This window comes from Streptomyces sp. NPDC001890, from assembly GCF_042891445.1.
GTDB lineage: Bacteria > Actinomycetota > Actinomycetes > Streptomycetales > Streptomycetaceae > Streptomyces.
Genome location: NZ_JBIATE010000002.1, coordinates 243,442 through 265,616, shown reverse-complemented (window position 1 = coordinate 265,616; position 22,175 = coordinate 243,442). Strand labels below are relative to the sequence as shown.

Sequence of the window (22,175 nt, the reverse complement as noted above, 5' to 3'; positions counted from 1 at the left end):
CACTCACCGCGCAATTGACCCACCGTTCCAGCTGCGTACGGTCTTCAGGCTCTCACGATACGTGGCAAGTGCCGGACACGCGGCCGGGTCGGCGCATCCCGGCCCCTTCCGCCCACGGATCAGCCCGTGGGGCCGAAGCCCGATTGTTCCCCCCGGAGCCTGAATGGCCGCCCGAGGCCCGGTTGTTCAGTCGATGGGCTTGAACGTGTCGAACGCGGTCTTGCGCAGCGTCCGGCACTCCTTGCTGTCCCACTCGTCGGCCTTGCAGCTGATCATGATCGCGTAGCCGTGCTTGCCGTCGACCTTGAAGCCCCGGTTGAGCACATGGACCCGCTGGCCGTTCTGGGTGCGCTCGAACTGCCAGTCGGCGACGGTCGGGTAGTTGTTGTACTGGACCTTGTTTATGCCGAGATGGTGGTAGCCGCTGCTGCTGGCCGCGACTGCGGCCCTCGCGGCATTCCAGGCCGCAGCCGCGTCACCGCCGGGCGAGTCGGTGTAGTCGACCTGGATACGGGGGAAGCCGCCGCTGACGTTGTAGATGCCGCCGGAGTTCTGGCCCGCCGTCTTGTAGAAGCGGAAGTCCTCGGGCATGGCCATCTGGAAGTGGAACTTCTTGTTCGTGACCATCCGGAATCCGGCGGGCAGCGCGTCGCCCGGCTTGTCGCCCTTGCCGCCGTCCTTGCCGTTGCCCGTTCCCTGGTCCTCGCCCTGTCCCTGGCCCTGGCCCTGATTGCCGTTCTGGTCCTGATCCTGGCCGTTGCCCTGGTCCTTGCCGCTGCCACTGCCGCTGTCGGTCTCCGGGGAGCCGCCCGTCGACGCCGAGGGCCCGGCGGAGGTGGACTTGTCGTCCTTGCCGCCTTCGTTGCCCGCGTTGTTCTTGTCGTCCCCGCCGAGCGTGAGCGCGAGGACCGTGCCGAGCACGGCGAGTACGATCACGGCCGCGATGATCGCCAGGGTCCGGCGCGGCACCACGTCCGTGATGGACGCCCGGGGCGGGGCGGCCGGGGACGTGGCCGGGCGCGGCGGCGGTACGACCGCGGAGGCCGGGGTGGTCGCCGAGGCCGGGGTGGTCGCGGGCTTGGCGGGGGTGGCCGCGCCGGCGGACGAGGGGGAGACCGACGGGGGTGCCGAGGGCGGGGGCGGTGTGGTGGTCGCCGCCGCGGCCGCGGCGGCCGGTGCCGTCTTCGCGTTCCGTACGGAGCGCAGGGCACCCCGCAGCCGGTCCCGCGTGCCCTCGCCCTGTTCCGCGGGCTTCGGCGCCTTGGCGCGGGGCTCGTCGGTCTTTCCGGGCAGCGCCATGACCTGGGTGGCGTCGGCGGGCGGCACCGCCACCGGGTCCGGCTTCTCGGGGGCGTGGATCACATCGTTGAGCAGGGCACGGGCACCCGCGTCGTCGAGCCGCTGCTCGGGGTCCTTGGCGAGCAGGCCGTAGATGACCTCCTCCAGCGGACCGGCGTTCTTCGGCGGGTCGAGCGGCTCGGTCATCACCGCGGTCAGGGTGGCGATGGCCGACCCCTTGTCGTACGGCGGGGAGCCCTCGACGCTGGCGTACAGCAGTCCGCCGAGCGACCAGAGGTCTGCGGGCGGCCCCGGCTTGTGGCCGCGGGCGCGCTCGGGCGAGATGTACGAGGGGGCGCCGACGAGCATGCCCGTGGAGGTGACCGACGGGTCGCCCTCGACCTGGGCGATGCCGAAGTCGGTCAGCACGACCCGGCCATCCTCGGCGATCAGCACGTTGGACGGCTTCACGTCGCGGTGCAGGATGCCCTCGCGGTGCGCCGAGCGCAGCACGTCGAGGATGGCGAGGCCGACCTCGGCGGCGCGCTTCGGCGTCAGGACACCGTCCTCGCGCACGGCTTCGGCGAGGGACTTGCCCTCGATGAGCTCCATCACGATCCACGGCCGGTCGTCCTCGTCGACCACGTCGTAGACCGTCACCGCGCCGTTGTTGCGGATCCTGGCGATCGCCTTCGCCTCACGCAGCGTGCGCGTGATGAGCCGACGCTTCTCGTCCTCGTCGATGGCCGAGGGGAACCGCAGTTCCTTGACCGCGACCGTGCGGCCCAGCGTCTCGTCGACGGCACGCCAGACCGTGCCCATACCGCCCCGGCCGAGCACCTCCCCGAGCCGGTAGCGCCCCGCAAGGAGACGTCCGTCCTTGTCCCGTTGGGGCTCCCGTGCCTGCTCCGCCTCCGACATGCGTCCCCTCTGCGATCAACCCGCCCTGGCAGAGCGTTCATTGTCCCTCACCCCGGCACCGGTCATGGTGCCGGGTCCGCGGGCCCGCCATGATGTGCCCCGAGGAAGGGAATCCCCGCCATGCCGATACCCAGGGCACTGCTCGTCGCCCCGTTGCTGCTGGCGCTGCTCGGCCTGGGAACGGTGCCCCTGCCCAGCGAACCACACCTCACCCCCGCGGCCGCCTATCTTCCCCGGCTCGTCGCCGAGGGCGGTGCCCCCACGGCGGCGCTGCTGGCCCGCCGCGCCTCCACCGCACCGTACGACACCTATCGCTCGACGGGTCCCGGGATCCGGCGGGCGGACCGGTTCCGGGCGGGCAGCATCACCAAGACCTTCGTCGCCACGGTCGTGCTCCAACTCGCCCGGGAACGACGGCTCCAGTTGACGGACCCGGTCGAGCGGCTGCTGCCGGGGCTGGTGCGCGGCAACGGCAACGACGGCCGCCGCATCACCCTGCAAGCCCTGCTCAGCCACACCAGCGGCCTCTACGACTACACCGCCGATCCATCCGCCCACCCCCTCACGGCCGTCGCGGCGGTCCGCGTCGCCCTGACCCACCGTCCGACGAGCGCTCCCGGCCGCTACGCCTACTCCAACACCAATTACGCCGTACTCGGACTCGTCGTTCAACGGGTCACCGGTCACGGCTACGCCACCGAGATCCGCAACCGCATCATCACCCCCCTCCACCTCACGGGCACCTCCCTCCCGGGCTCCCGTACCGCCCTGCCCTCCCCGCACGGCCGGGCCTACTCCCGCGATCCGGCCGCCGGCGGTCTGCGCGACGTCACCACGCTGGACCCCCGCACGGCGGGCGCGGCCGGCGCGCTGATCTCCACGCTCGACGATCTGAACCGCTTCTACGCGGCCCTGCTGGGCGGCCGTCTCCTCCCGCCCGCCCAGCTGGCGCTCCTGCTGAACACCCGGGCCACACATGGCGTCTACGGACTGGGCATCTATCCGCAGAAGCTCTCCTGCGGCACCACCGTCTGGGGGCACAACGGCCACATAGCGGGCAGTTACGTCCGCACCGCCTCGACGCGCGACGGACGCCACACCCTGACGTACCGCATCGACACGGACACGCTGACCCACGCGCGGACCCTCGAACCCGCACTGCTCGAAGCGGAGTTCTGCGACCGGCCGGAGAATCCCCGGAGCCCCTGAACGGAGTTCCGCGACCGGTCGGGGGTCCCCGGATCCCCTGAACAGGGTTCCGCGACCGGTCGGAGAGTCCCCGAGCTCCTAGATCGGCACGATGTCCGGTGCCCCGAGCCGCGCCGCGTCCGCCGTGAGGTCGTCCGGCTGGCGCTGCGACTCCCGCTCCGCCTGCACCCGCTTGTCGTAGTGCTCGACCTCCCGGTCGATCTGCCCCTCGTCCCAGCCCAGCACCGGCGCCATCAGTTCCGCGCAGAGCCGGGCGCTGCGCGTGCCCCGGTCGAAGGTCTCTATGGAGATCCGGGTCCGGCGGGTCAGTACGTCGTCGAGATGGCGGGCCCCCTCGTGCGAGGCGGCATAGACGATCTCGGCCTTCAGGTAGTCGTCGGCCGAGGGCAGCGGCTCCCCCAGCACCGGATCGGCCAGGATCAGTTCAAGGATCTGCTCGGTCGCCGAACCGTACCGGTTGAGCAGGTGCTCCACCCGGGCGACATGGAGTCCGGACCGGGCCGCGATCCTCGCCCTGGCGTTCCACATCGCCGGGTATCCCTCCGCGCCCAGCAGCGGGATCTCCTCGGTGACGCAGGCCGCCACCCGCTGGTCCAGGCCGTGCACCGCCTCGTCCACGGCGTCCTTGGCCATCACCCGGTACGTCGTGTACTTGCCGCCCGCCACCACCACGAGGCCCGGCAGCGGATGCGCCACCGTGTGCTCGCGCGAGAGCTTGCTGGTCGCGTCGGACTCGCCGGCCAGCAGCGGCCGCAGCCCGGCGTACACGCCCTGGACGTCGTCCCGGCTCAAGGGGGTGGCCAGGACCGAATTGACGTGTTCGAGCAGGTAGTCGATGTCGGCGCTGGACGCCGCCGGGTGCGCCTTGTCCAGGTCCCAGTCGGTGTCCGTGGTCCCGATGATCCAGTGCCGCCCCCACGGGATCACGAAGAGGACGGACTTCTCGGTCCGCAGGATCAGGCCGGTCGAGGAGTGGATGCGGTCCTTGGGGACGACCAGGTGAATGCCCTTGGACGCCCGGACGTGGAACTGTCCGCGCTCCCCGATCAGCGCCTGGGTGTCGTCCGTCCAGACCCCGGTCGCGTTGACCACCTGTTTGGCCCTGACCTCGTACTCACCGCCCGCCTCGACGTCCTCCACCCGGGCGCCGACGACCCGCTCGCCCTCCCGGAGGAAGCCGACCACCCGCGCACGGTTGGCCACATGCGCGCCGTAACCGGCGGCGGTGCGCACCAGGGTCGCCACATAGCGGGCGTCGTCCATCTGCGCGTCGTAGTACTGCAACGCCCCGACCAGGGCGTCCTTCCGCAGCGCCGGGGCGACGCGCAGGGCGTGGCGGCGGGAGAGGTGGCGGTGCACGGGCAGGCCGCGGCCATGGCCCGACGACACCGACATCGCGTCGTAGAGCGCCACGCCGGAACCGGCGTAGAACCGCTCCCAGCCCTTGTGCTGCAACGGGTAGAGGAACGGCACCGGCTTCACCAGGTGCGGGGCCAGCCGCTCCAGGAGCAGCCCGCGCTCCTTCAGCGCCTCGCGGACGAGCGCGAAGTCGAGCATCTCCAGATACCGCAGCCCGCCGTGGATCAGCTTGCTCGACCTGCTCGATGTGCCCGACGCCCAGTCGCGGGCCTCGACCAGCCCGGTCGAGAGGCCTCTCGTCGCCGCGTCCAGCGCCGTGCCGGCGCCGACCACGCCCGCTCCCACGACCAGCACGTCCAGTTCGCGCTCGGCCATCGCGGCCAGCGCCTCGGCGCGCTCCGCGGGTCCCAGTGTCGCTGTCCTCACCGCTGCCTCCCGGGTAGATCGGGGTGGTCCGGCACGGGGACGCGACCCGGCCCGGCGGCCGGGGCGGCCCGCGCCCACCTCTCGATTCTGTCCGGCGTCCACGACTTCGGCCACCGCCTGTGGACAACACCGGGACGACAGAAGCTCGCAATGCGACATACAGGTCATATATAAGCCTAGTGTGACATTGCGCTGTCCACAGCGGTTGCGCTTTCTGCCCTCATGGCCATAGTCCGACGGGAAGGACGGCCCATCCACATGCCCGCAGACCTCGCAGTCATCGGACTCGGCCACCTCGGCCTGCCACTCGCCCAGGCCGCCGTGGCCGCGGGCGTGCAGACCGTCGGCTACGACACCGACCCGCGCGCCTGCACGGAGCTCTCCGCGGGCCGCACCCCCGTCGAGGGATCGCTCACCGCCTCGGAGATCCGCCGGATGCTCTCGGGGGGCTTCCGGCCCACCACCAACCCGGCCGAACTGGGCCGGGTCCGTACTGCGGTGATCTGCGCGCCCGCCCCCCTCGGCGCCGACCGCACCATCGACCTCACCGCCGTCGGCGACGCCGCCCGCGCACTCGCCGCCCGGCTGCGCCCGCACACCACCGTGCTGCTCGAATCGGCCGTACCGCCCGGCACCACCGAGAACTACCTGCTGCCGCTGCTCGAAGAGGGCTCGGGCCTGCGCGCCGGCCGCGACTTCCACCTGGCCTGCTCCCCCAGCCGCCTCGACCCCGGCAACCGGACCCACGTCTACGCCAACACCCCCAAGGTCATCGGCGGCCTCACCCCCGCCTGCACCGAATCCGCCGCCGCCTTCTACGGCCGGCTCACCGACAAGGTCGTCCGGGCGCGCGGCCCGCGCGAGGCCGAGATGACCAAGGTTCTGGAGACCAATTTCCGGCACGTCAACATCGCCCTGGTCAACGAGATGGCGGTGCTCTGCCACGACCTCGGCGTCGACCTGTGGGACGTCATCCGCTGCGCCGAGACCAAGCCCTTCGGCTTCCAGCCCTTCCGCCCCGGCCCCGGCGTCGGCGGCCACGGCGCACCCGTCGACCCGGGCTACCTCCCGTACAACAGCCGCACCCCCGGCCACCCCCTGCGGATGGTCTCGCTCGCCCAGGAGATCAACGGCCGGATGCCGCAGTACGTGATCCAGCGCTGCGCCACCCTGCTGAACGAACACGGCAAGTCCGTCCGCGGCGCCCGGGTGCTGCTGCTCGGGGTCACCTACAAGCCCGACCTCGCCGATCAGGAGGGCTCCCCCGCCCGGGAGATCGCGACCCGGCTGATGGACATGGGCGCCCAGATCGGCTACCACGACCCGCACGTCCTGGACTGGCGGGTACGCGAGCTCCCGGTCCCGCGCGCCGACTCGCTGTACGAGGCGGCGTCCAGCGCCGACCTCACGGTGCTGCTCCAGCACCACCGGACGTACGACCTCCAGGGCCTCGCCGTGAAGGCCCAGCTCCTCCTGGACACCCGCGGCGCGACCCCGGCGGGGGCCGCACACCGGCTTTAAACATCTCTCCCCAGGATTTCGGTAGGAGATGTCACAGGCTGCTGCTAGCCTGCGGCGTCACTTCTCGCACAGTCGTGCGCTTCCGTCCCAGGGGGGATATCACCATGAGCCAGCCCGTGCCGCCTCCGAACCAGCCGCACGACGCCCAGCCCGGCGGCAACCCGTTCGCGGGCCAGCAGCCCGGCGCCCAGCCCGGCGGCAACCCGTTCGCGGGCCAGCAGCCGGGCGCCCCGTTCGGCGGCGCACCGTTCACCCCGCCGGCCCCGGCACGCAACAACATCGGCCTCGGTCTGGCCGCCGCCGTCGTCGCGGCCATCGTCGCCGCCGCCATCTACGGCGCCATCATCGGCGCCACCAAGCACGAGATCGGCTACGCGGCCGTGGGTGTCGGCTTCGTCGTCGGCTTCGCGTCGGGCAAGGTCGGCGGCCGCAACCCCGCGCTGCCGGTCGTCAGCGCCCTGCTCTCGCTGGTCGCCGTCTACTTCGGCCAGCTGCTCGGCGAGGCGATGATCGCGGCCAAGGAGCTCCCGGTCACCGTCTCCGAGCTGTTCTTCGAGCACTTCGGCGCGCTGAACGAGTTGTGGAAGGCCGACTCGGACTTCATCTCGTACCTCTTCTTCGCCATCGCGGCGGTCGCCGCGTTCTCCGGCGCCAAGAAGGCTGCCGGCTAGTCGCGCGGACACATACGGGTGGGCCCGGACCGCCGCTGCGGTCCGGGCCCACCTCCGTCTGCACCTTCCGTCGACGGCGCAATTACTTCGCAGAGTGCTTGTAGCGATACCCAATCGCCTTGCGTGCCGTGCCCTTACCCACGTAGCTGCCGTCGAGCTTGCTGTAGATCTTGAAGGAGTACGACTTGTAGAGCGGGTATGCCTTCAGCGTCCCGAACTTGCCCTTCGGAACGTCCCAGCTGCCCGACATGCTCTTCGTGCGGGACTTCGTGACGTCGAACCCGACTGCACCCGAGACGGCCCCCGCAGTCACCGTGACCGTCGAGCTTTTGGTGTTGCTCACGGTCTCGATGGAAGTCAGTGTGAGCGTCATGGGCCCCCGCCCCTGAACCATGGCGATGGCCGCCTTCCCCTGGACCACACCCTCGTACTTGACGTTCTTGAGCTTGCAGTAGACGAAGTGCCCACCCCTGCTCAGGCAAACCCGCTTGCTGACGGCCTGGGCTTCACCAGCCATGCCCATCGTCGCAAGGACGATAGCAAGAACGGTAGTTGCAGCGCCTATCCCTCGGGCGACAGCCGAATTCGTGAATCGCAAAGCTTTCCCCTCGTCGAGGCTGCCGGTCACAGCAGCGCCCCCGACGCTAGTCCCGCTCGCGGCTCCGCACACGACTCTCCCACCAGAATTGAGCGAGATCTGAGCTCCGTCACAACACTGGCGAGCGGGGAACCACCTCCCAAGGCACGCACGTGGTTGGGGCCCCACCGGCCCGGTGGGGCCCCAACCACGTCCTGAAACGACACAGCCCGCTACGACACAGCGTCAGCGGCGGTGCTGCGAGTCCGCCACCGTGACCTCGACGCGCTGGAACTCCTTGAGGTCGCTGTACCCCGTCGTCGCCATCGCCCGGCGCAGCGCGCCGAAGATGTTCATCGAACCGTCGGGGGTGTGCGAAGGACCGGTCAGGACCTCCTCGGTGGTGCCGACCGAGCCCAGGTCCACCAGCTTGCCGCGCGGCACGTCCTCGTGGACGGCCTCCATGCCCCAGTGCCGGCCGCGGCCCGGCGCGTCCGTCGCACGGGCCAGCGGGGAGCCCATCATCACGGCGTCCGCACCGCAGGCGATGGCCTTCGGCAGGTCGCCGGACCAGCCGACGCCGCCGTCCGCGATCACGTGCACGTACCGGCCGCCGGACTCGTCCATGTAGTCACGGCGGGCGCCGGCCACATCGGCGACCGCGGTCGCCATCGGGACCTGGATGCCGAAGACGTTGCGCGTGGTGTGCGCGGCGCCGCCGCCGAAGCCGACGAGAACACCGGCCGCACCGGTACGCATCAGGTGCAGGGCGGCGGTGTACGTGGCGCAGCCGCCGACGATCACCGGGACGTCCAGCTCGTAGATGAACTGCTTGAGGTTGAGCGGCTCAGCGGCACCCGAGACGTGCTCGGCGGAGACCGTCGTACCGCGGATGACGAAGATGTCCACGCCCGCGTCGACGACGGCCTTGGAGAACTGCGCGGTGCGCTGCGGGGAGAGCGCGGCGGCGGTGACGACACCGGAGTCGCGCACCTCCTTGATGCGCTGCCCGATCAGCTCCTCCTGGATCGGCGCGGAGTAGATCTCCTGGAGCCGGCGGGTCGCCGACTCGACAGGCATCTCGGCGATCTCGTCGAGCAGCGGCTGCGGGTCGGCGTGCCGCGTCCACAGGCCCTCAAGGTTGAGGACGCCGAGGCCGCCGAGCTCACCGATGCGGATCGCGGTCTGCGGGGAGACCACGGAGTCCATGGGAGCGGCCAGGAACGGCAGCTCGAAACGGTAGGCGTCGATCTGCCAGGCGATCGAGACCTCCTTCGGGTCGCGGGTACGGCGGCTCGGAACGACGGCGATGTCGTCGAATGCGTACGCCCGGCGGCCGCGCTTGCCGCGCCCGATCTCGATCTCAGTCACGTGTGTGGCCTTTCCCTCTGCGTTTCAGCGCCTTCCAGTATCCCCGACATACGCGCCAGGGGCGGCCCCGGGAGTCCCGGGGCCGCCCCTGGCACTGTCGGCGGCTACTTGTTGCGGCTGTAGTTCGGCGCCTCGACCGTCATCTGGATGTCGTGCGGGTGGCTCTCCTTGAGCCCCGCGGACGTGATGCGGACGAAGCGGCCCTTGGTCTCCATCTCGTCGATGGAGGCGGCGCCCACGTAGCCCATCGTCTGGCGGAGGCCGCCGACGAGCTGGTGCAGCACATTGGCCAGCGGGCCGCGGTAGGGCACCTGGCCCTCGATGCCCTCGGGGACGAGCTTGTCGTCCGAGGCCACGTCGGCCTGGAAGTAGCGGTCCTTGGAGTACGAGCGGCCCTGGCCGCGGGACTGCATCGCCCCGAGGGAACCCATGCCGCGGTACGACTTGAACTGCTTGCCGTTGATGAAGAGGAGCTCGCCGGGAGACTCCTCGCAGCCCGCGAGGAGGCTGCCCAGCATCACCGTGTCGGCACCGGCGGCGAGCGCCTTGCCGATGTCGCCGGAGTACTGCAGGCCGCCGTCCCCGATGACCGGGACGCCGGCCGCACGGGCGGCGAGAGCGGCCTCGTAGATCGCGGTGACCTGCGGGACGCCGATACCGGCGACCACACGGGTGGTGCAGATGGAGCCGGGGCCCACGCCGACCTTCACGCCGTCGACGCCGGCGTCGATCAGGGCCTGCGCGCCGTCACGCGTCGCGACGTTGCCGCCGATGACGTCGACGCCGACGCTGGACTTGATCTTCGCCATCCAGTTCAGCGCGTTGCTGTTGTGGCCGTGCGAGGTGTCGACGATGAGGAAGTCCACGCCCGCCCCGGCCAGCGCCTGGGCGCGCTCCAGGGCCTCGGGGCTCGCGCCGACCGCCGCGCCGACGAGGAGCCGGCCCTCGGCGTCCTTCGCCGCGTTCGGGTACTGCTCGGCCTTCACGAAGTCCTTGACCGTGATGAGGCCCTTGAGGACACCCGCGTCGTCGACCAGCGGAAGCTTCTCGATCTTGTGGCGGCGCAGCAGCTCCATGGCGTCGACGCCGGAGATGCCGACCTTGCCGGTCACCAGCGGCATCGGCGTCATGACCTCGCGCACCTGGCGGCTGCGGTCGGACTCGAACGCCATGTCGCGGTTGGTGACGATGCCGAGCAGCTTGCCCGCCGGGTCGGTCACCGGGACGCCGCTGATGCGGAACTTGGCACACAGCGCGTCGGCCTCGGCCAGCGTCGCGTCCGGGTGCACGGTGATCGGGTCGGTCACCATGCCGGACTCGGAGCGCTTCACGAGGTCGACCTGGTTGACCTGGTCCTCGATCGACAGGTTGCGGTGCAGGACACCGACGCCGCCCTGCCGTGCCATGGCGATGGCCATGCGGGACTCGGTGACCTTGTCCATCGCTGCGGAGAGCAGCGGGATGTTCACGCGTACATTGCGGGAGATACGGGACGAGGTGTCGACCGCGTTCGGCAGCACCTCGGATGCGCCGGGCAGCAGCAGCACGTCGTCGTATGTCAGCCCGAGCGTCGCGAATTTCTCGGGCACTCCGTCGACGTTTGCAGTCATGACACCTTCCCCAAATGGCCTTGATCGGTGCGGATGTCCATGCTAACGGCCTTCGGGGGTGTCTCATTCCACGAGCAAGATCACCTAAAGGTTCTGTAGCTTCGTACGGATCCTCCCGTACGGCACCGACCGCGTCCGCTCACTGCTCCGCGAGCGCCCGCAGCCTGCTCAGGGCCCGGTGCTGGGCGACCCGGACCGCGCCCGGCGACATGCCCAGCATCTGCCCGGTCTCCTCGGCGGTGAGCCCGACGGCGACCCGCAGGACCAGCAGTTCGCGCTGGTTCTCCGGGAGGTTGGCCAGGAGCTTCTTCGCCCAGGCGGCATCGCTGCTGAGCAGGGCACGCTCCTCGGGCCCGAGCGAGTCGTCCGGCCGCTCGGGCATCTCGTCGGACGGCACGGCCGTCGACCCCGGGTGCCGCATGGCGGCGCGCTGGAGGTCGGCGACCTTGTGGCCCGCGATGGCGAACACGAAGGCCTCGAAGGGCCTGCCGGTGTCCTTGTAGCGCGGCAGCGCCATCAGCACCGCGACACAGACCTCCTGCGCCAGGTCCTCCACGAAGTGGCGAGCATCACCGGGCAGCCGGTTCAGCCGCGACCTGCAGTAGCGCAGCGCGAGGGGGTGGACATGGGCCAGCAGATCATGGGTGGCCTGCGCGTCGCCCTCGACGGCACGGTGCACCAGGGCACCGATCGCCGTCGTCTCGTCGTCGCGCATCGGACCATGGTGCCCCGGAGCCGCGTCATCCGTGCCGCCGCGTCCGTAGTTGTGCACCGAAGCGTTATGAGCGGGTGCGCCGGAAGTCATGTCCTGCGCCCTCCCCTTCCGCTCGACCGAATCGTTCCCCAGGAACTCCACATCTCAAGGATGCGGCATCGGCCGGGAAGCGTCACATAGCGTCGGCGCGACGGGCTCCACCGGTGGGGCGGAACCCGTCGCGCGCATGTCGGTCACGTCGCCCCGCCCGCCGCTGCACGGGCGGGGAATCGATCGACTGCCGGCCACGGCCGGACCTCAGCGGACCAGACCCCAGCGGAAGCCGAGCGCCACGGCGTGTGCCCGGTCCGAGGCGCCGAGCTTCTTGAACAGGCGCCTGGCGTGCGTCTTCACCGTGTCCTCGGAGAGGAACAGCTCACGGCCGATCTCGGCGTTCGAACGGCCGTGGCTCATGCCTTCGAGCACCTGGATCTCACGCGCGGTGAGCGTCGGCGCCGCACCCATCTCGGCCGACCGCAGCCGACGCGGGGCGAGCCGCCACGTCGGATCGGCCAGCGCCTGGGTGACGGTGGCGCGCAGCTCCGCGCGGGAGGCGTCCTTGTGCAGATAGCCGCGGGCACCGGCGGCGACCGCGAGCGCGACACCGTCCAGGTCCTCGGCGACGGTCAGCATGATGATCCTGGCTCCGGGGTCGGCGGAGAGCAGCCGCCGGACCGTCTCCACACCTCCGAGACCGGGCATGCGTACGTCCATCAGAATCAGATCCGAACGGTCGGCGCCCCAGCGGCGGAGGACTTCCTCGCCGTTGGCCGCCGTCGTCACCCGCTCCACGCCGGGCACGGTCGCGACCGCGCGACGAAGCGCTTCTCGGGCAAGCGGGGAGTCGTCGCAGACGAGGACGGATGTCATGACCGTCCTCCGAAGCCGATGCGCGTCACCTTGAGCCTCCAGGCTGTTACAAGTCGTCACCTGTGCGGTTGACACTCTCGGACGCCTGCCCGATCGCTTTTTCCGTCAACCGCCTCCGCCTTCTCAACGACGGTCACTCGAAAGAGTTACGGGTCCAGAAACCGAGTTCGGCACTCTACGTGAGGGGCCGCACACGGAGGAGAACGACGCGGATCATCCGATCGTCAACCGAAACTTCACATGAAGGTATGCCCCATTTAGCGGGTTATCTTCCCTTTTGCTGGTGTCTGTGGATAGATTCGCAATCAGTCATATTTACATCTACTTACACAGCAGATGTACGGTCGTGGGCACGGTCGATGACGGACGACAACGACGTTTCCGACTCAGCAAGGTTTCGAGGGGACAAGCAATGGCAGATTTCTCCCGCCTTCCCGGACCCAACGCCGATCTCTGGGACTGGCAGCTGCTGGCGGCCTGCCGCGGGGTGGACAGCTCACTGTTCTTCCACCCGGAGGGCGAGCGCGGTGCGGCACGGAGCGCCCGCGAGAACTCGGCGAAAGAGGTCTGCATGCGATGCCCGGTACGCGCCGAGTGCGCCGCGCATGCCCTGGCCGTGCGAGAGCCCTACGGAGTGTGGGGCGGACTGACGGAGGACGAACGCGAGGAACTCATGGGACGGGCCCGCAGCCGGCTGATCGCGGCCGCGGCGCCGTCGGGCGCCCCGGGGCACGGCTGATCCCGCCGGGCCCGACACAGGAACACCAGGCCCGCACGGGAGCACCGGCCCGCACGAGAACGCAGGCCGACGCGAGAACGCAGGCCGGCACGGCAGCGCAGGCCTGTACAGGAACGCAGGCCGGCACAAGAACAAAAGAAACGTTTCCGCGGCGGGGCCCTTCCGACCCTGGTCCGCCGGACAGGCCCGAGGGGCCGAACACCCGGCCACCGACCGGCGGCCGGGGCACAGGCAGGCCCCTCAGCGGGCGGCCGCCAGGGACAGCCGGTCCAGGGTGGCGGCCACCGCCGGGACCTGGGCCAGGTCGGGCAGGGTCAGCGCGACGATCTCGCGCTCGATGGCCGGCTCCACCGTGACGGTGCGCGCGCCCTTGGGGCGTACGGACTCGATCGCCAGCTCCGGCAGCACGGCGACCCCGAGTCCGGCGCCGACCAGGCCGACCACCGCCGGGTAGTCGTCGGTGGCGAAGTCGATCCGGGGAGTGAATCCCGACGCCTCGCAGACCTCCACGAGCTGGCGGCGGCAGCGCGGGCAGCCCGCGATCCAGGACTCCTCGGCGAGCTCGGCGATCCCCACCGCGGCGGAATGCGACAGCCGGTGCCCCTCGGGGACCAGGCCGATCAGCCGGTCGGTGAGCAGCGGGCGCACCACCAGGTCGTCCCATTCGGCGCCGGAGGCTCCGTAGCGGAACGCCAGCGCGATGTCGCAGTCGCCCTCGCGCAGCATCTCGACCGAGCGCGGCGGCTCGGCCTCCACCAGCGAGACCCGGGTGCCGGGGTGGGCGGCGCGCAGTGCGGCGAGGGCGCCGGGGACCAGGGTGGAGCTGCCGCTGGGGAACGAGACGAGCCGGACCCGGCCGGCCCGCAGCCCGGCGATGGCGGCGACCTCCTCCTCGGCGGCGGTGAGACCGGCGAGGATGCCCGAGGCGTGCCGGACGAGGGCCTCACCGGCCTGGGTGAGCCGCATCTCGCGTCCGGTACGGATCAGCAGGGTGGTGCCCGCCGAGGCCTCCAGGGCCTTCATCTGCTGGCTGACCGCGGGCTGGGTGCAGCCCAGCTCGCGGGCGGCGGCGGAGAACGAGCCGGTGGCGGCCACGGCGCGCAGGACACGGAGATGACGGGCTTCGATCACCCTTCAACCATAAGCGACTCTTGGATCGGTTGCGAATAATTGCCGCACATCTTTGAGGGTGGAGTGGTTAGCGTTCTCGGTATGAAGTCCATGGAACCGTCCGGGCCGATGCGGCTGCTGACCGTGAACACGGGGCGCCCGAGGGCCGTCTCCTACACCGACGCCCCCAGTGGCGTCACCGGCATCGACAAGCGGCCGGCCGACGGGCCGGTCCGGGTCGCCGATCCCGGGCCCAAGGGCACCGGCGGCAGTGGTCTGGCCGGGGACTCGGTGTGCGATCTGCGCCATCACGGCGGCTCCGACCAGGCGGTGTACGCCTTCGCCCGCGAGGAGCTCGACGTGTGGGAGCGGGAGCTCGGGCGCCCGCTGGCCAACGGCGCGTTCGGCGAGAACCTGACGACCGGCGGGGTCGATGTGAGCGGCGCGAGGATCGGCGAGCGCTGGCGGATCGGCGCGGGCCTGGTGCTGGAGGTGACATCGGGCCGGATTCCGTGCCGTACGTTCGCCGGTCATGTCGGCGAAGAGCGCTGGGTCAAGCGGTTCACTCGGGCGGCGGCTCCCGGTGCCTATCTGCGGGTGATCGAGCCGGGCGAGATCCGGGCCGGGGATCCGGTCGAGATCGTGTACCGCCCGGACCACGACGTCACCGTACGGATGGAGTTCCTGGCCACCACCACGCGGAGGGACCTGCTGCCGGAGCTGCTCGCCGCCGGGGACGCACTGCATCCCGAGGCGCTGCGCGCCGCTCTGAAGTACGCCGGAAGGCCGGCGGCGGACAGCTGATCGCCGCGTGCCGGACAGGCACTAACGTGCCGCGTATGACGACTGCACTGATTACGGGCGCGACCGCGGGGATCGGTGCCGCCTTCGCGCGGCGGCTCGCGGCGGACGGGCACAACCTGGTGCTGGTGGCGCGCGACACCGAGCGGCTGCGCGAGCAGGCGACGGAGCTGCACGACCGGCACGGCATCGAGGCCGAGGTGCTGAGGGCCGATCTCTCCGAGGACGACGGGATCGCCTCGGTCGAGGACCGGTTGACGGACCGTCGCCATCCGGTCGACCTGCTGGTCAACAATGCCGGGTTCGGCAACAAGGGCCAGTATCTGGACGTGCCCATGGCCGATGAGCTGAAGATGCTGAAGGTGCACTGCGAGGCGGTGCTGCGGCTGACCTCGGCGGCGGCGGCCGGGATGCGGGAGCGCGGCCGGGGCGGCGTGGTCAACGTGGCCTCGGTGGCCGCGTTCGTGCCGCGCGGCACGTACGGCGCGTCCAAGGCGTGGGTCGTGCAGTTCACCCAGGGCGCGGCGAAGGACATGGCCGGTACGGGAGTCCGGCTGATGGCGCTGTGTCCCGGGTTCGTACGGACGGAGTTCCACCAGCGGGCCGGGATGGGGACCGGCAACATCCCGGGCTGGATGTGGCTCGACGCGGACAAGCTGGTGGCGACGGCCCTGGCGGACCTGGCGCGCGGCAAGTCGGTCTCGGTCCCCGATCCCCGGTACAAGGCGCTGATGGGGGTCGTGAAGGTGACGCCGCGCGGCCTGCTCGGAGGGATGACCTCCAAGACAGGCCGCAAGTACGGTCCTCGGTGAGCTGCGGGTTACCCCACCCCGGGGCCCGCGTAGGCGCCGATGTTGGGGGCGCCGGGCTCCAGTTCGTTGCCGAAGTAGTCCTTGCCGCCGTTGTTCTCGATGACGGCTCCGGCGGCGAGGGCGGGCGAGCCGGCGCCGAGCCGGAAGTCGTCCCGCAGCTTCGGGTCGGCCGTGATGCCGCCGGGGTTCGGCCGGGTCATGTCGATGCCGTAGAAGGCGTTGTGGTCGAAGGAGAGCCCGGGGGTCGGGTTCTTGAAGGCGTAGCCGCCGGTGCCCTCGCTCACGAAGACGTTGTTCCGGATGGACAGTTCGTGCTGGGTGGTGGCGGGGCTGCCGGCGTCGTCCTGGACGAGGTGGCCGGGGATCTGCTCCTTGTTGTGGAAGGTGTTGTTGTAGATCTCGGTGCCCAGGATCGGGCCCCAGCAGTTCTGGACGAGCCGGGCGCCGTCGTCGCGGCTGACGTTGTAGCGGGCGACCGTGCCGATGGTCTTGGCGCCGCTGTACGGGCAGATCAGCAGGAAGCCACCCTTGTTGTCGTGGCTGTAGTTGTACTGGAAGACGGTGTTCCGGGAGGCGCCGTCGGCGTCGAAGGACATGCCGTCGTGAGTGTTGCCGCCGCCGGAGACCTCGTTGTACTCGACGGTCGTGTCATCGGTGTTGAAGGTCCAGATGCCCGCGTTGGCGGAGGGCGAGCGGAGCTGGAAGCCGTCGACCCGGTTGTGGTCGACGCGGGCGCCGCTGGTGGTGTCGAGCTTCATCCCGTCGCCGGCCAGGGACTTGAGCGTGTTGTGGTGGATGCGGACGCCGGTGCTGGGCGTCCACTCCCCCGGATACACGTTCGGGTCCTGCTGCTGGCCGACCAGATCGCGCTTGGAGAAGGTCGACTTGAAGTAGATGCCCTCGCGGTCGACGTCCTCGATGCGGTTGTGCGAGATGTCCAGACCGTCGTACCAGCTGGCCTTCGCCTTGCCCTCGACGGCGATGTGGATCGCGCTGGAGCCGGAGACCGTCTTGTAGTCGCCGCCGCGCACATCGTGGATGTAGAGGCCGGAGATGTCGAAGCCGCGGGCGACGCCGTAGTCGGTGAGGCGGAGGCGGACGCCGTTGCGCTCGCTGCCCGGGTTGGCGGCGTTGGTGATCTCCAGCGCCTTGAGGTGCACGTACTGCGTGTCGGCGAGCAGGACCACGTCGTGGGCGCCCGCACCGTCGAGCCTGGCGCGGGCCGGGCCGCCGCCGTAGTCGGCGATGGTGAACGGGGCGCGGGCGGAGCCGGAGCCGGTGGGGGCGAGGGTGCCGGTGCAGGTGGCGCCGCGCTTGAACAGGAGCCGGTCGCCGGGGCCGTAGGGGTGCGCGTTGGCCTCGGCGAGCGAGGTCCAGGGGTGTTCCTTGCTGCCGGTGGCACCGGCCGGGTCCGCGGCGCAGTCGACGTGGAAGGTACGGCCGGTGGGCGCGGCCTGTGCGGCGGTCTGGCTCGCGACGGTCAGGCCGCCCGCGGCGGTCAGGGCCGCGAGCGCCGCGGCGGTGACGCGATGTCTCACAATTCCTCCGTACGAACAGTCAGGGTCGGGACGGACGGTCGGGGTGGGGCGGACGGCCGGAGGGGAAGGGACGCGTCCGCATCGCCGGGAATCCTGGACTCGGATTGATCGAACGTCAATGGATCGCGTTTGAATGATCGAAACTCCCATCGTTCGATCACGTTGGTCTAGGGTCGGACAACGGCCCGGGACCGGCCGGACCGAGGCCGGGCCACACACTGCGAGGGGACTGCTGCCGTGCGCGAGAGTGCTGCTGAACGTCATGACCGCCTGCTCGGGCTGGTACGGGAACGGGGTTCGGCCCGGGTCTCGGACCTGGCCTCGCTGCTGGGGGTCTCGCCCGTCACGGCGCGCCGTGACGTGGAGGAGCTGGCCGGCCGCGGTCTGCTCGACCGGGTCCACGGATCGGTGTCCTGGCCGCAGGACGCCGCCCCGGGTGCCGCCGCCGGCCCCGGCGCCACGGGCAGCGGGCTGGTCCTCGGCATGCTCGCGCCCTCGTCGACCTACTACTTCGCCGAGGTCATCCGCGGGGCCCACGAGGCCGCCGCCAGAGCCGGGGCCCGGCTCGTCCTGCGGATCTCCGACTACCGGCCGCAGGAGGACCACGCCCGCACCGAGGGCCTGCTCTCCGCGGGCGCCGAAGGGCTGCTGGTCGCGCCCGGCTGGCAGGACCCGGGCGACCCCGCCGCGTTCGGCGACTGGATCGCCTCGCTGCCCGTGCCGACCGTCCTGCTGGAGCGCAGGCCCACCGCGGGCTCCCCGCTGGACGGCCTGGACCGGGTCTGCTCGGACCACGCGCACGGCGTGCTGCTGGCCGTTCGCCACCTGGTGGAACTCGGGCACGGGGCGCCGCTGCTGATGGCCCGCGCGGACTCCCCGACCGCGGTCGCGGTGCGGTCCGGGTACGCGGAGGCACTGGCCGTGCTCGGGCTGCGCGCACCGCAGGACGTGATCGATTCCGTACCGGCCGAACTCGCCCCGGACGCCTTCGAGGAGGCGGTGCGGGCGCTGCGCGAGGCGGTCCTGTCGGGGGTGGCGACGGCGGCGCTGATCCACAACGACGTGGACGCGATCCAGGTGGTGCAGCGCCTGGCCGAGCTGGGCGTGCGGGTACCGCAGGACCTGGCGCTGATCGCCTACGACGACGAGGTGGCGGCCCTCGCGGACACCCCGCTCACGGCGGTGGCGCCGCCCAAGCGCGAGGTGGGCCGCCATGCGACGGAGCTGCTGGTGGAGCGGCTGGGCCAGAGCGCGGGCGCCCCGCGGCGGCATCTGACGCTGCTGCCGCAGCTGAGGGTCAGGGACTCGTGCGGGGCGCGCCTGCCGTAGGCGCGGAGCGGGCCTGCGGAGCGGGTGTTCCCGCGGGTCCTCGCACCCGATTTCGCAGGATATCTCACACTCTTCCGTACGTAACTTATCTGATCTTTTTTCGATCAATCGATCTTTCGCTCTTGACTTCGGTCACGACTGGTCCAAGGATCACGGCCAACGCCAATGTCGCCGCCAGTTCAGGAGCCTCGCTGTGAGCCGCAGTCCGAGCAGAACGTCCCTCGCCGTTGTCGGCACCGCCACCGCCCTCGCCCTTCTCACGGCCTGTGGCGGCAGCGGCGACGACGACTCCGCCGCCGGAAGCGACGGCAAGCCCGTCAGCATCACCTTCTGGGGCTGGGCCAAGGGATCCAAGGAGGTCGTTGACGCGTTCAACGCCTCGCACAAGAACATCAAGGTGGTGTACGAGGAGATCCCGTCCGGCAACGCGGGCGGTTACGCCAAGATCTCCAACGCGGTGAAGGCGGGCAACGCCCCCGACCTCGTCTCCATCGAGTACCCGCAGCTTCCGGAGTACGTCAGTCAGGGCGCGCTCCAGGACATCGGCCAGTACTTCACCGAGGACATCCGCAAGAAGCTGCTGCCGCAGGCGGTCGAGCTGACGACGCTCGGCGGCAAGAACTGGGCCGTTCCGTTCGACGCCTCGCCGCAGTCCTTCTACTACCGCAAGGACCTCTTCGAGAAGTACGGCGTCGAGGTCCCCAAGACCTGGGACGAGTTCCGCAAGGCCGCCGAGAAGATCAAGAAGGCCGACAAGAAGGCCCGGATCGGCACCTTCTTCCCCGATGACCCGACCACGTTCCAGGCAATGGCCTGGCAGGCCGGCGCCCAGTGGTACAAGCCCGAGGGCGACACCTGGAAGGTCAGCACCGCCGACGCGGCCACCAACAAGGTCGCCGACTACTGGCAGGGTCTGCTCGACGACGACCTGATCCGCTCCAACGCCTCGTTCAGCCCCGAGTGGACCAACTCCCTCAAGAACGGCGGCACCGTCGGCTACCTCGGCGCCGCCTGGGGCGCGGGTGTCCTCAAGGGCACCCTGCCCGAGCAGAGCGGCAAGTGGGCCGTCGCCCCGATGCCCAGCTGGGACGGCAAGCCCGCCAGCGGCATGCTCGGCGGCTCCACCTTCGCGGTGACCAGGGACAGCAAGAAGGCGAAGGCCGCGGTCGAGTTCGCCACCTGGATGTCGACCACCGAGGAAGGCATCAAGGCCCGCATCGAGTCCGGCACTTCGAGCGCCTTCCCGGCCGCGGCGGCCCTGCGCCCGGTGGCCAAGAAGTCCTTCGACGCCGGGTTCTACGGCGGCGAGGACATCTACCAGGTGTTCGAGGGCGCCGCGACGTCGATCGGCCAGGACTGGAACTGGGGCCCGACGACCGGCACCACGAACACCACCATGAAGGACCAGTTCGGCAAGGTCGCGAGCGGTGGCACCACCATCAAGGACGCCGTGAAGGCCGGGCACGACGCCACGGTCGCCGAGCTGAAGAAGCGCGGTCTGAAGGTCGAGGACGCAGGCTGATGAAGCGCGCCCGGACGACCAGAGCCGCCGCCATCCTGCTGGGGCCCTTCTTCGTACTGTTCACCGTGGCCATGGTGCTGCCGATCGGTTACGCGGTCTGGCTCAGCCTGTTCACCGAGAAGCAGTCCGGCCTGGGCTTCGGCGGCACCGAGACCGTCTTCAGCGGACTCGACAACTACACGGCGGCCCTGGGCGACCGGGCGTTCCGCGAGGGCTTCGGCGTACTCCTCGGATACTGCCTGTTCTACATTCCGCTGCTGCTCGTCGGAGCCCTCGCCCTCGCCCTGCTGCTGGACTCCACGCTGGCCCGTGCCCGCCGGTTCTTCCAGCTCGCGCTCTTCCTGCCGCACGCCGTGCCCGGCATCATCGCCGCGCTGATCTGGGTGTACCTCTACACACCGCAGCTCAGCCCGGTGGTCAGCGCCATGGAGTCCGGCGGGATCGGCTTCGACTTCTTCTCCCCCGAAGGCGCCCTTCCCTCGATCGTCAACATCGCCCTGTGGGAGTGGCTCGGCTACAACATGGTGATCTTCTACGCCGCGTTGCAGGCGATCGACCGCTCCGTGCTCGAAGCGGCGACGGTCGACGGGGCCGGTGCCTGGCGCGTCGCGCTCAGCATCAAGGTTCCGCTGATCCGCGCCTCCGTCGTGATGGTCGCGCTGTTCACGGTCATCGGCTCGCTCCAGCTGTTCACCGAGCCGCTGATCCTCAACAAGGGGACCGGCTCCGCCGTCACCTCCACCTGGACGCCGAACATGTACGCGTACACCGCGGCCTTCGAACGCAACGACTACGGTCTCGCCGCGGCCGCCTCCATCCTGCTGGCGCTCACGGCCGCGCTGCTGTCCTTCGTCGTCACCCGCTTCACCGGCCGGAAGGGCAAGAAAGCATGAACTCCCCAGCCTCCCGCAGCCGCTGGATGTCGAAGACCGCCGTCAACGGCTTTCTCCTGCTCGCCGTCGTCTACATGCTCTTCCCCCTCGTCTGGCTGGTCACCGCCGCCACGAAGGACACCGGCGGCCTGCTCGCGGGCAACGCCTTCTCCTTCGAGGGCTTCAACCTCGGCGAGAACCTGTCGAACCTGGCCTCCTACGGCGACGGCATCTACTTCCGCTGGTACCTCAACAGCCTCCTGTACGCGGGCGGCGGGGCGATCGTCTGCTCGCTGATCTGCGTCGCCGCGGGATACGCCTTCGACAAGTACGAATTCCGGGGCAAGGAGAAGCTGTTCGCCCTGGTGCTGATGGGTGTGCTGGTGCCCACCACGGCGCTCGCCCTGCCGATGTACCTCCTGGCCTCCAAGACCGGCCTGGTCAACACCTACTGGTCGGTGCTGATCCCCGTGCTGGTCAACCCGTTCGGCGTGTATCTCGCCCGGGTGTTCAGCACCGGCTACATACCGAACGAGGCCCTGGAGGCCGCCCGTATCGACGGGGCCGGCGAGCTGCGCGTCTTCTGGTCCATCGGACTGCGCATGGTCATGCCGGGCTTCGTGACGGTCTTCCTCTTCCAGTTCACCGCGATCTGGAACAACTTCTTCCTCCCCCTCGTGATGCTCTCGGACCGCAAGCTCTTCCCGCTGAGCCTCGGTCTGTACTCCTGGAACACCAACACCCACGGCGAGCCGAGCTTCTACCCGCTCGTCGTCACCGGGTCCCTCCTCGCCGTCATCCCCCTGATCGTCGCCTTCGTCTCGCTGCAGCGGCACTGGAAGGCCGGACTGACCGCCGGCAGCGTCAAGTGACCTCACCGCGAGC

19 protein-coding genes are annotated in these 22,175 nt (G+C 70.3%); 10 read left to right on the top strand and 9 right to left on the bottom strand.

The window, feature by feature from the left end:
• Positions 1 to 186: 186 nt before the first annotated feature.
• Positions 187 to 2,199, bottom strand: coding sequence for a protein kinase (locus tag ACFYY1_RS07365; protein WP_388582028.1), 2,013 nt, complete (start codon positions 2,197 to 2,199; stop codon positions 187 to 189).
• A gap of 120 nt (positions 2,200 to 2,319) precedes the next feature.
• Between ACFYY1_RS07365 and ACFYY1_RS07360 the strand changes: the two genes are divergently transcribed.
• Positions 2,320 to 3,408, top strand: a complete 1,089-nt coding sequence (locus ACFYY1_RS07360) for a serine hydrolase domain-containing protein (protein ID WP_388582026.1) — start codon at positions 2,320 to 2,322, stop codon at positions 3,406 to 3,408.
• 78 nt (positions 3,409 to 3,486) lie between these two features.
• On the opposite strand, the gene ACFYY1_RS07355 is transcribed toward ACFYY1_RS07360, so the two are convergent.
• Entirely contained in the window at positions 3,487 to 5,193 is a 1,707-nt protein-coding gene (locus tag ACFYY1_RS07355; RefSeq protein WP_388582023.1) for a glycerol-3-phosphate dehydrogenase/oxidase, read from the bottom strand.
• A gap of 258 nt (positions 5,194 to 5,451) precedes the next feature.
• Here ACFYY1_RS07355 and ACFYY1_RS07350 point away from each other — a divergent pair, with 258 nt between their 5' ends.
• Positions 5,452 to 6,714 carry a nucleotide sugar dehydrogenase gene (locus ACFYY1_RS07350; protein ID WP_388582020.1) on the top strand — a complete coding sequence of 421 codons (1,263 nt, stop codon included), beginning with the start codon at positions 5,452 to 5,454 and terminating at the stop codon, positions 6,712 to 6,714.
• Positions 6,715 to 6,818: 104 nt separating this feature from the next.
• Positions 6,819 to 7,385, top strand: a complete 567-nt coding sequence (locus ACFYY1_RS07345; RefSeq protein ID WP_388582018.1) for a hypothetical protein — start codon at positions 6,819 to 6,821, stop codon at positions 7,383 to 7,385.
• An 82-nt stretch (positions 7,386 to 7,467) separates the two neighbouring features.
• Here the strand turns inward: ACFYY1_RS07345 and ACFYY1_RS07340 are convergent, their stop codons facing one another.
• The 5 genes from ACFYY1_RS07340 to ACFYY1_RS07320 all read right to left on the bottom strand — a co-directional run bounded on the left by ACFYY1_RS07340 (position 7,468) and on the right by ACFYY1_RS07320 (position 12,567).
• Positions 7,468 to 8,013: a hypothetical protein gene (locus ACFYY1_RS07340; RefSeq protein ID WP_388582015.1), complete on the bottom strand. Its 546-nt coding sequence runs from the start codon at positions 8,011 to 8,013 to the stop codon at positions 7,468 to 7,470.
• A gap of 195 nt (positions 8,014 to 8,208) precedes the next feature.
• Complete coding sequence (locus ACFYY1_RS07335) at positions 8,209 to 9,333, bottom strand: GuaB3 family IMP dehydrogenase-related protein (RefSeq protein WP_072486665.1); 1,125 nt, start codon at positions 9,331 to 9,333, stop codon at positions 8,209 to 8,211.
• A 104-nt stretch (positions 9,334 to 9,437) separates the two neighbouring features.
• Positions 9,438 to 10,943 carry an IMP dehydrogenase gene (gene guaB, locus ACFYY1_RS07330; RefSeq protein ID WP_266730311.1) on the bottom strand — a complete coding sequence of 502 codons (1,506 nt, stop codon included), beginning with the start codon at positions 10,941 to 10,943 and terminating at the stop codon, positions 9,438 to 9,440.
• Positions 10,944 to 11,082: 139 nt separating this feature from the next.
• Positions 11,083 to 11,658 carry a sigma-70 family RNA polymerase sigma factor gene (locus tag ACFYY1_RS07325; protein WP_351255630.1) on the bottom strand — a complete coding sequence of 192 codons (576 nt, stop codon included), beginning with the start codon at positions 11,656 to 11,658 and terminating at the stop codon, positions 11,083 to 11,085.
• A gap of 297 nt (positions 11,659 to 11,955) precedes the next feature.
• Positions 11,956 to 12,567 (bottom strand): response regulator transcription factor, encoded by a 612-nt coding sequence (locus tag ACFYY1_RS07320; protein WP_003948568.1) that lies wholly within the window; start codon positions 12,565 to 12,567, stop codon positions 11,956 to 11,958.
• Positions 12,568 to 12,979: 412 nt separating this feature from the next.
• Here ACFYY1_RS07320 and ACFYY1_RS07315 point away from each other — a divergent pair, with 412 nt between their 5' ends.
• Positions 12,980 to 13,306: a WhiB family transcriptional regulator gene (locus ACFYY1_RS07315; protein ID WP_388582011.1), complete on the top strand. Its 327-nt coding sequence runs from the start codon at positions 12,980 to 12,982 to the stop codon at positions 13,304 to 13,306.
• Positions 13,307 to 13,546: 240 nt separating this feature from the next.
• Here the strand turns inward: ACFYY1_RS07315 and ACFYY1_RS07310 are convergent, their stop codons facing one another.
• A complete protein-coding gene (locus ACFYY1_RS07310; RefSeq protein WP_388582008.1) occupies positions 13,547 to 14,437 on the bottom strand; it encodes a LysR family transcriptional regulator in 891 nt (296 codons plus the stop codon).
• Between the two features lie 108 nt (positions 14,438 to 14,545).
• Here ACFYY1_RS07310 and ACFYY1_RS07305 point away from each other — a divergent pair, with 108 nt between their 5' ends.
• Together ACFYY1_RS07305 and ACFYY1_RS07300 are read left to right on the top strand one after the other, a co-directional pair.
• A complete protein-coding gene (locus tag ACFYY1_RS07305; protein ID WP_388583431.1) occupies positions 14,546 to 15,220 on the top strand; it encodes an MOSC domain-containing protein in 675 nt (224 codons plus the stop codon).
• Positions 15,221 to 15,255: 35 nt separating this feature from the next.
• Entirely contained in the window at positions 15,256 to 16,029 is a 774-nt protein-coding gene (locus tag ACFYY1_RS07300; RefSeq protein ID WP_388582006.1) for an SDR family NAD(P)-dependent oxidoreductase, read from the top strand.
• Between the two features lie 8 nt (positions 16,030 to 16,037).
• Here ACFYY1_RS07300 and ACFYY1_RS07295 read toward each other — a convergent pair whose 3' ends face one another.
• Positions 16,038 to 17,567 carry a right-handed parallel beta-helix repeat-containing protein gene (locus tag ACFYY1_RS07295; protein WP_388582003.1) on the bottom strand — a complete coding sequence of 510 codons (1,530 nt, stop codon included), beginning with the start codon at positions 17,565 to 17,567 and terminating at the stop codon, positions 16,038 to 16,040.
• A 237-nt stretch (positions 17,568 to 17,804) separates the two neighbouring features.
• Here ACFYY1_RS07295 and ACFYY1_RS07290 point away from each other — a divergent pair, with 237 nt between their 5' ends.
• From ACFYY1_RS07290 to ACFYY1_RS07275, 4 genes are all read left to right on the top strand, one after another.
• Positions 17,805 to 18,896: a substrate-binding domain-containing protein gene (locus tag ACFYY1_RS07290; protein WP_388582002.1), complete on the top strand. Its 1,092-nt coding sequence runs from the start codon at positions 17,805 to 17,807 to the stop codon at positions 18,894 to 18,896.
• A gap of 193 nt (positions 18,897 to 19,089) precedes the next feature.
• Complete coding sequence (locus tag ACFYY1_RS07285; RefSeq protein ID WP_388581999.1) at positions 19,090 to 20,418, top strand: ABC transporter substrate-binding protein; 1,329 nt, start codon at positions 19,090 to 19,092, stop codon at positions 20,416 to 20,418.
• On the top strand, positions 20,418 to 21,311 hold the full coding sequence (locus ACFYY1_RS07280; protein ID WP_388581996.1) for a carbohydrate ABC transporter permease: 894 nt from the start codon (positions 20,418 to 20,420) through the stop codon (positions 21,309 to 21,311). The genes ACFYY1_RS07285 and ACFYY1_RS07280 overlap by 1 nt, the downstream gene beginning before the upstream one ends.
• Positions 21,308 to 22,162, top strand: a complete 855-nt coding sequence (locus ACFYY1_RS07275; protein WP_388581993.1) for a carbohydrate ABC transporter permease — start codon at positions 21,308 to 21,310, stop codon at positions 22,160 to 22,162. Before ACFYY1_RS07280 ends, ACFYY1_RS07275 begins: the two co-directional genes overlap by 4 nt.
• The last annotated feature ends 13 nt before the right edge of the window (positions 22,163 to 22,175 follow it).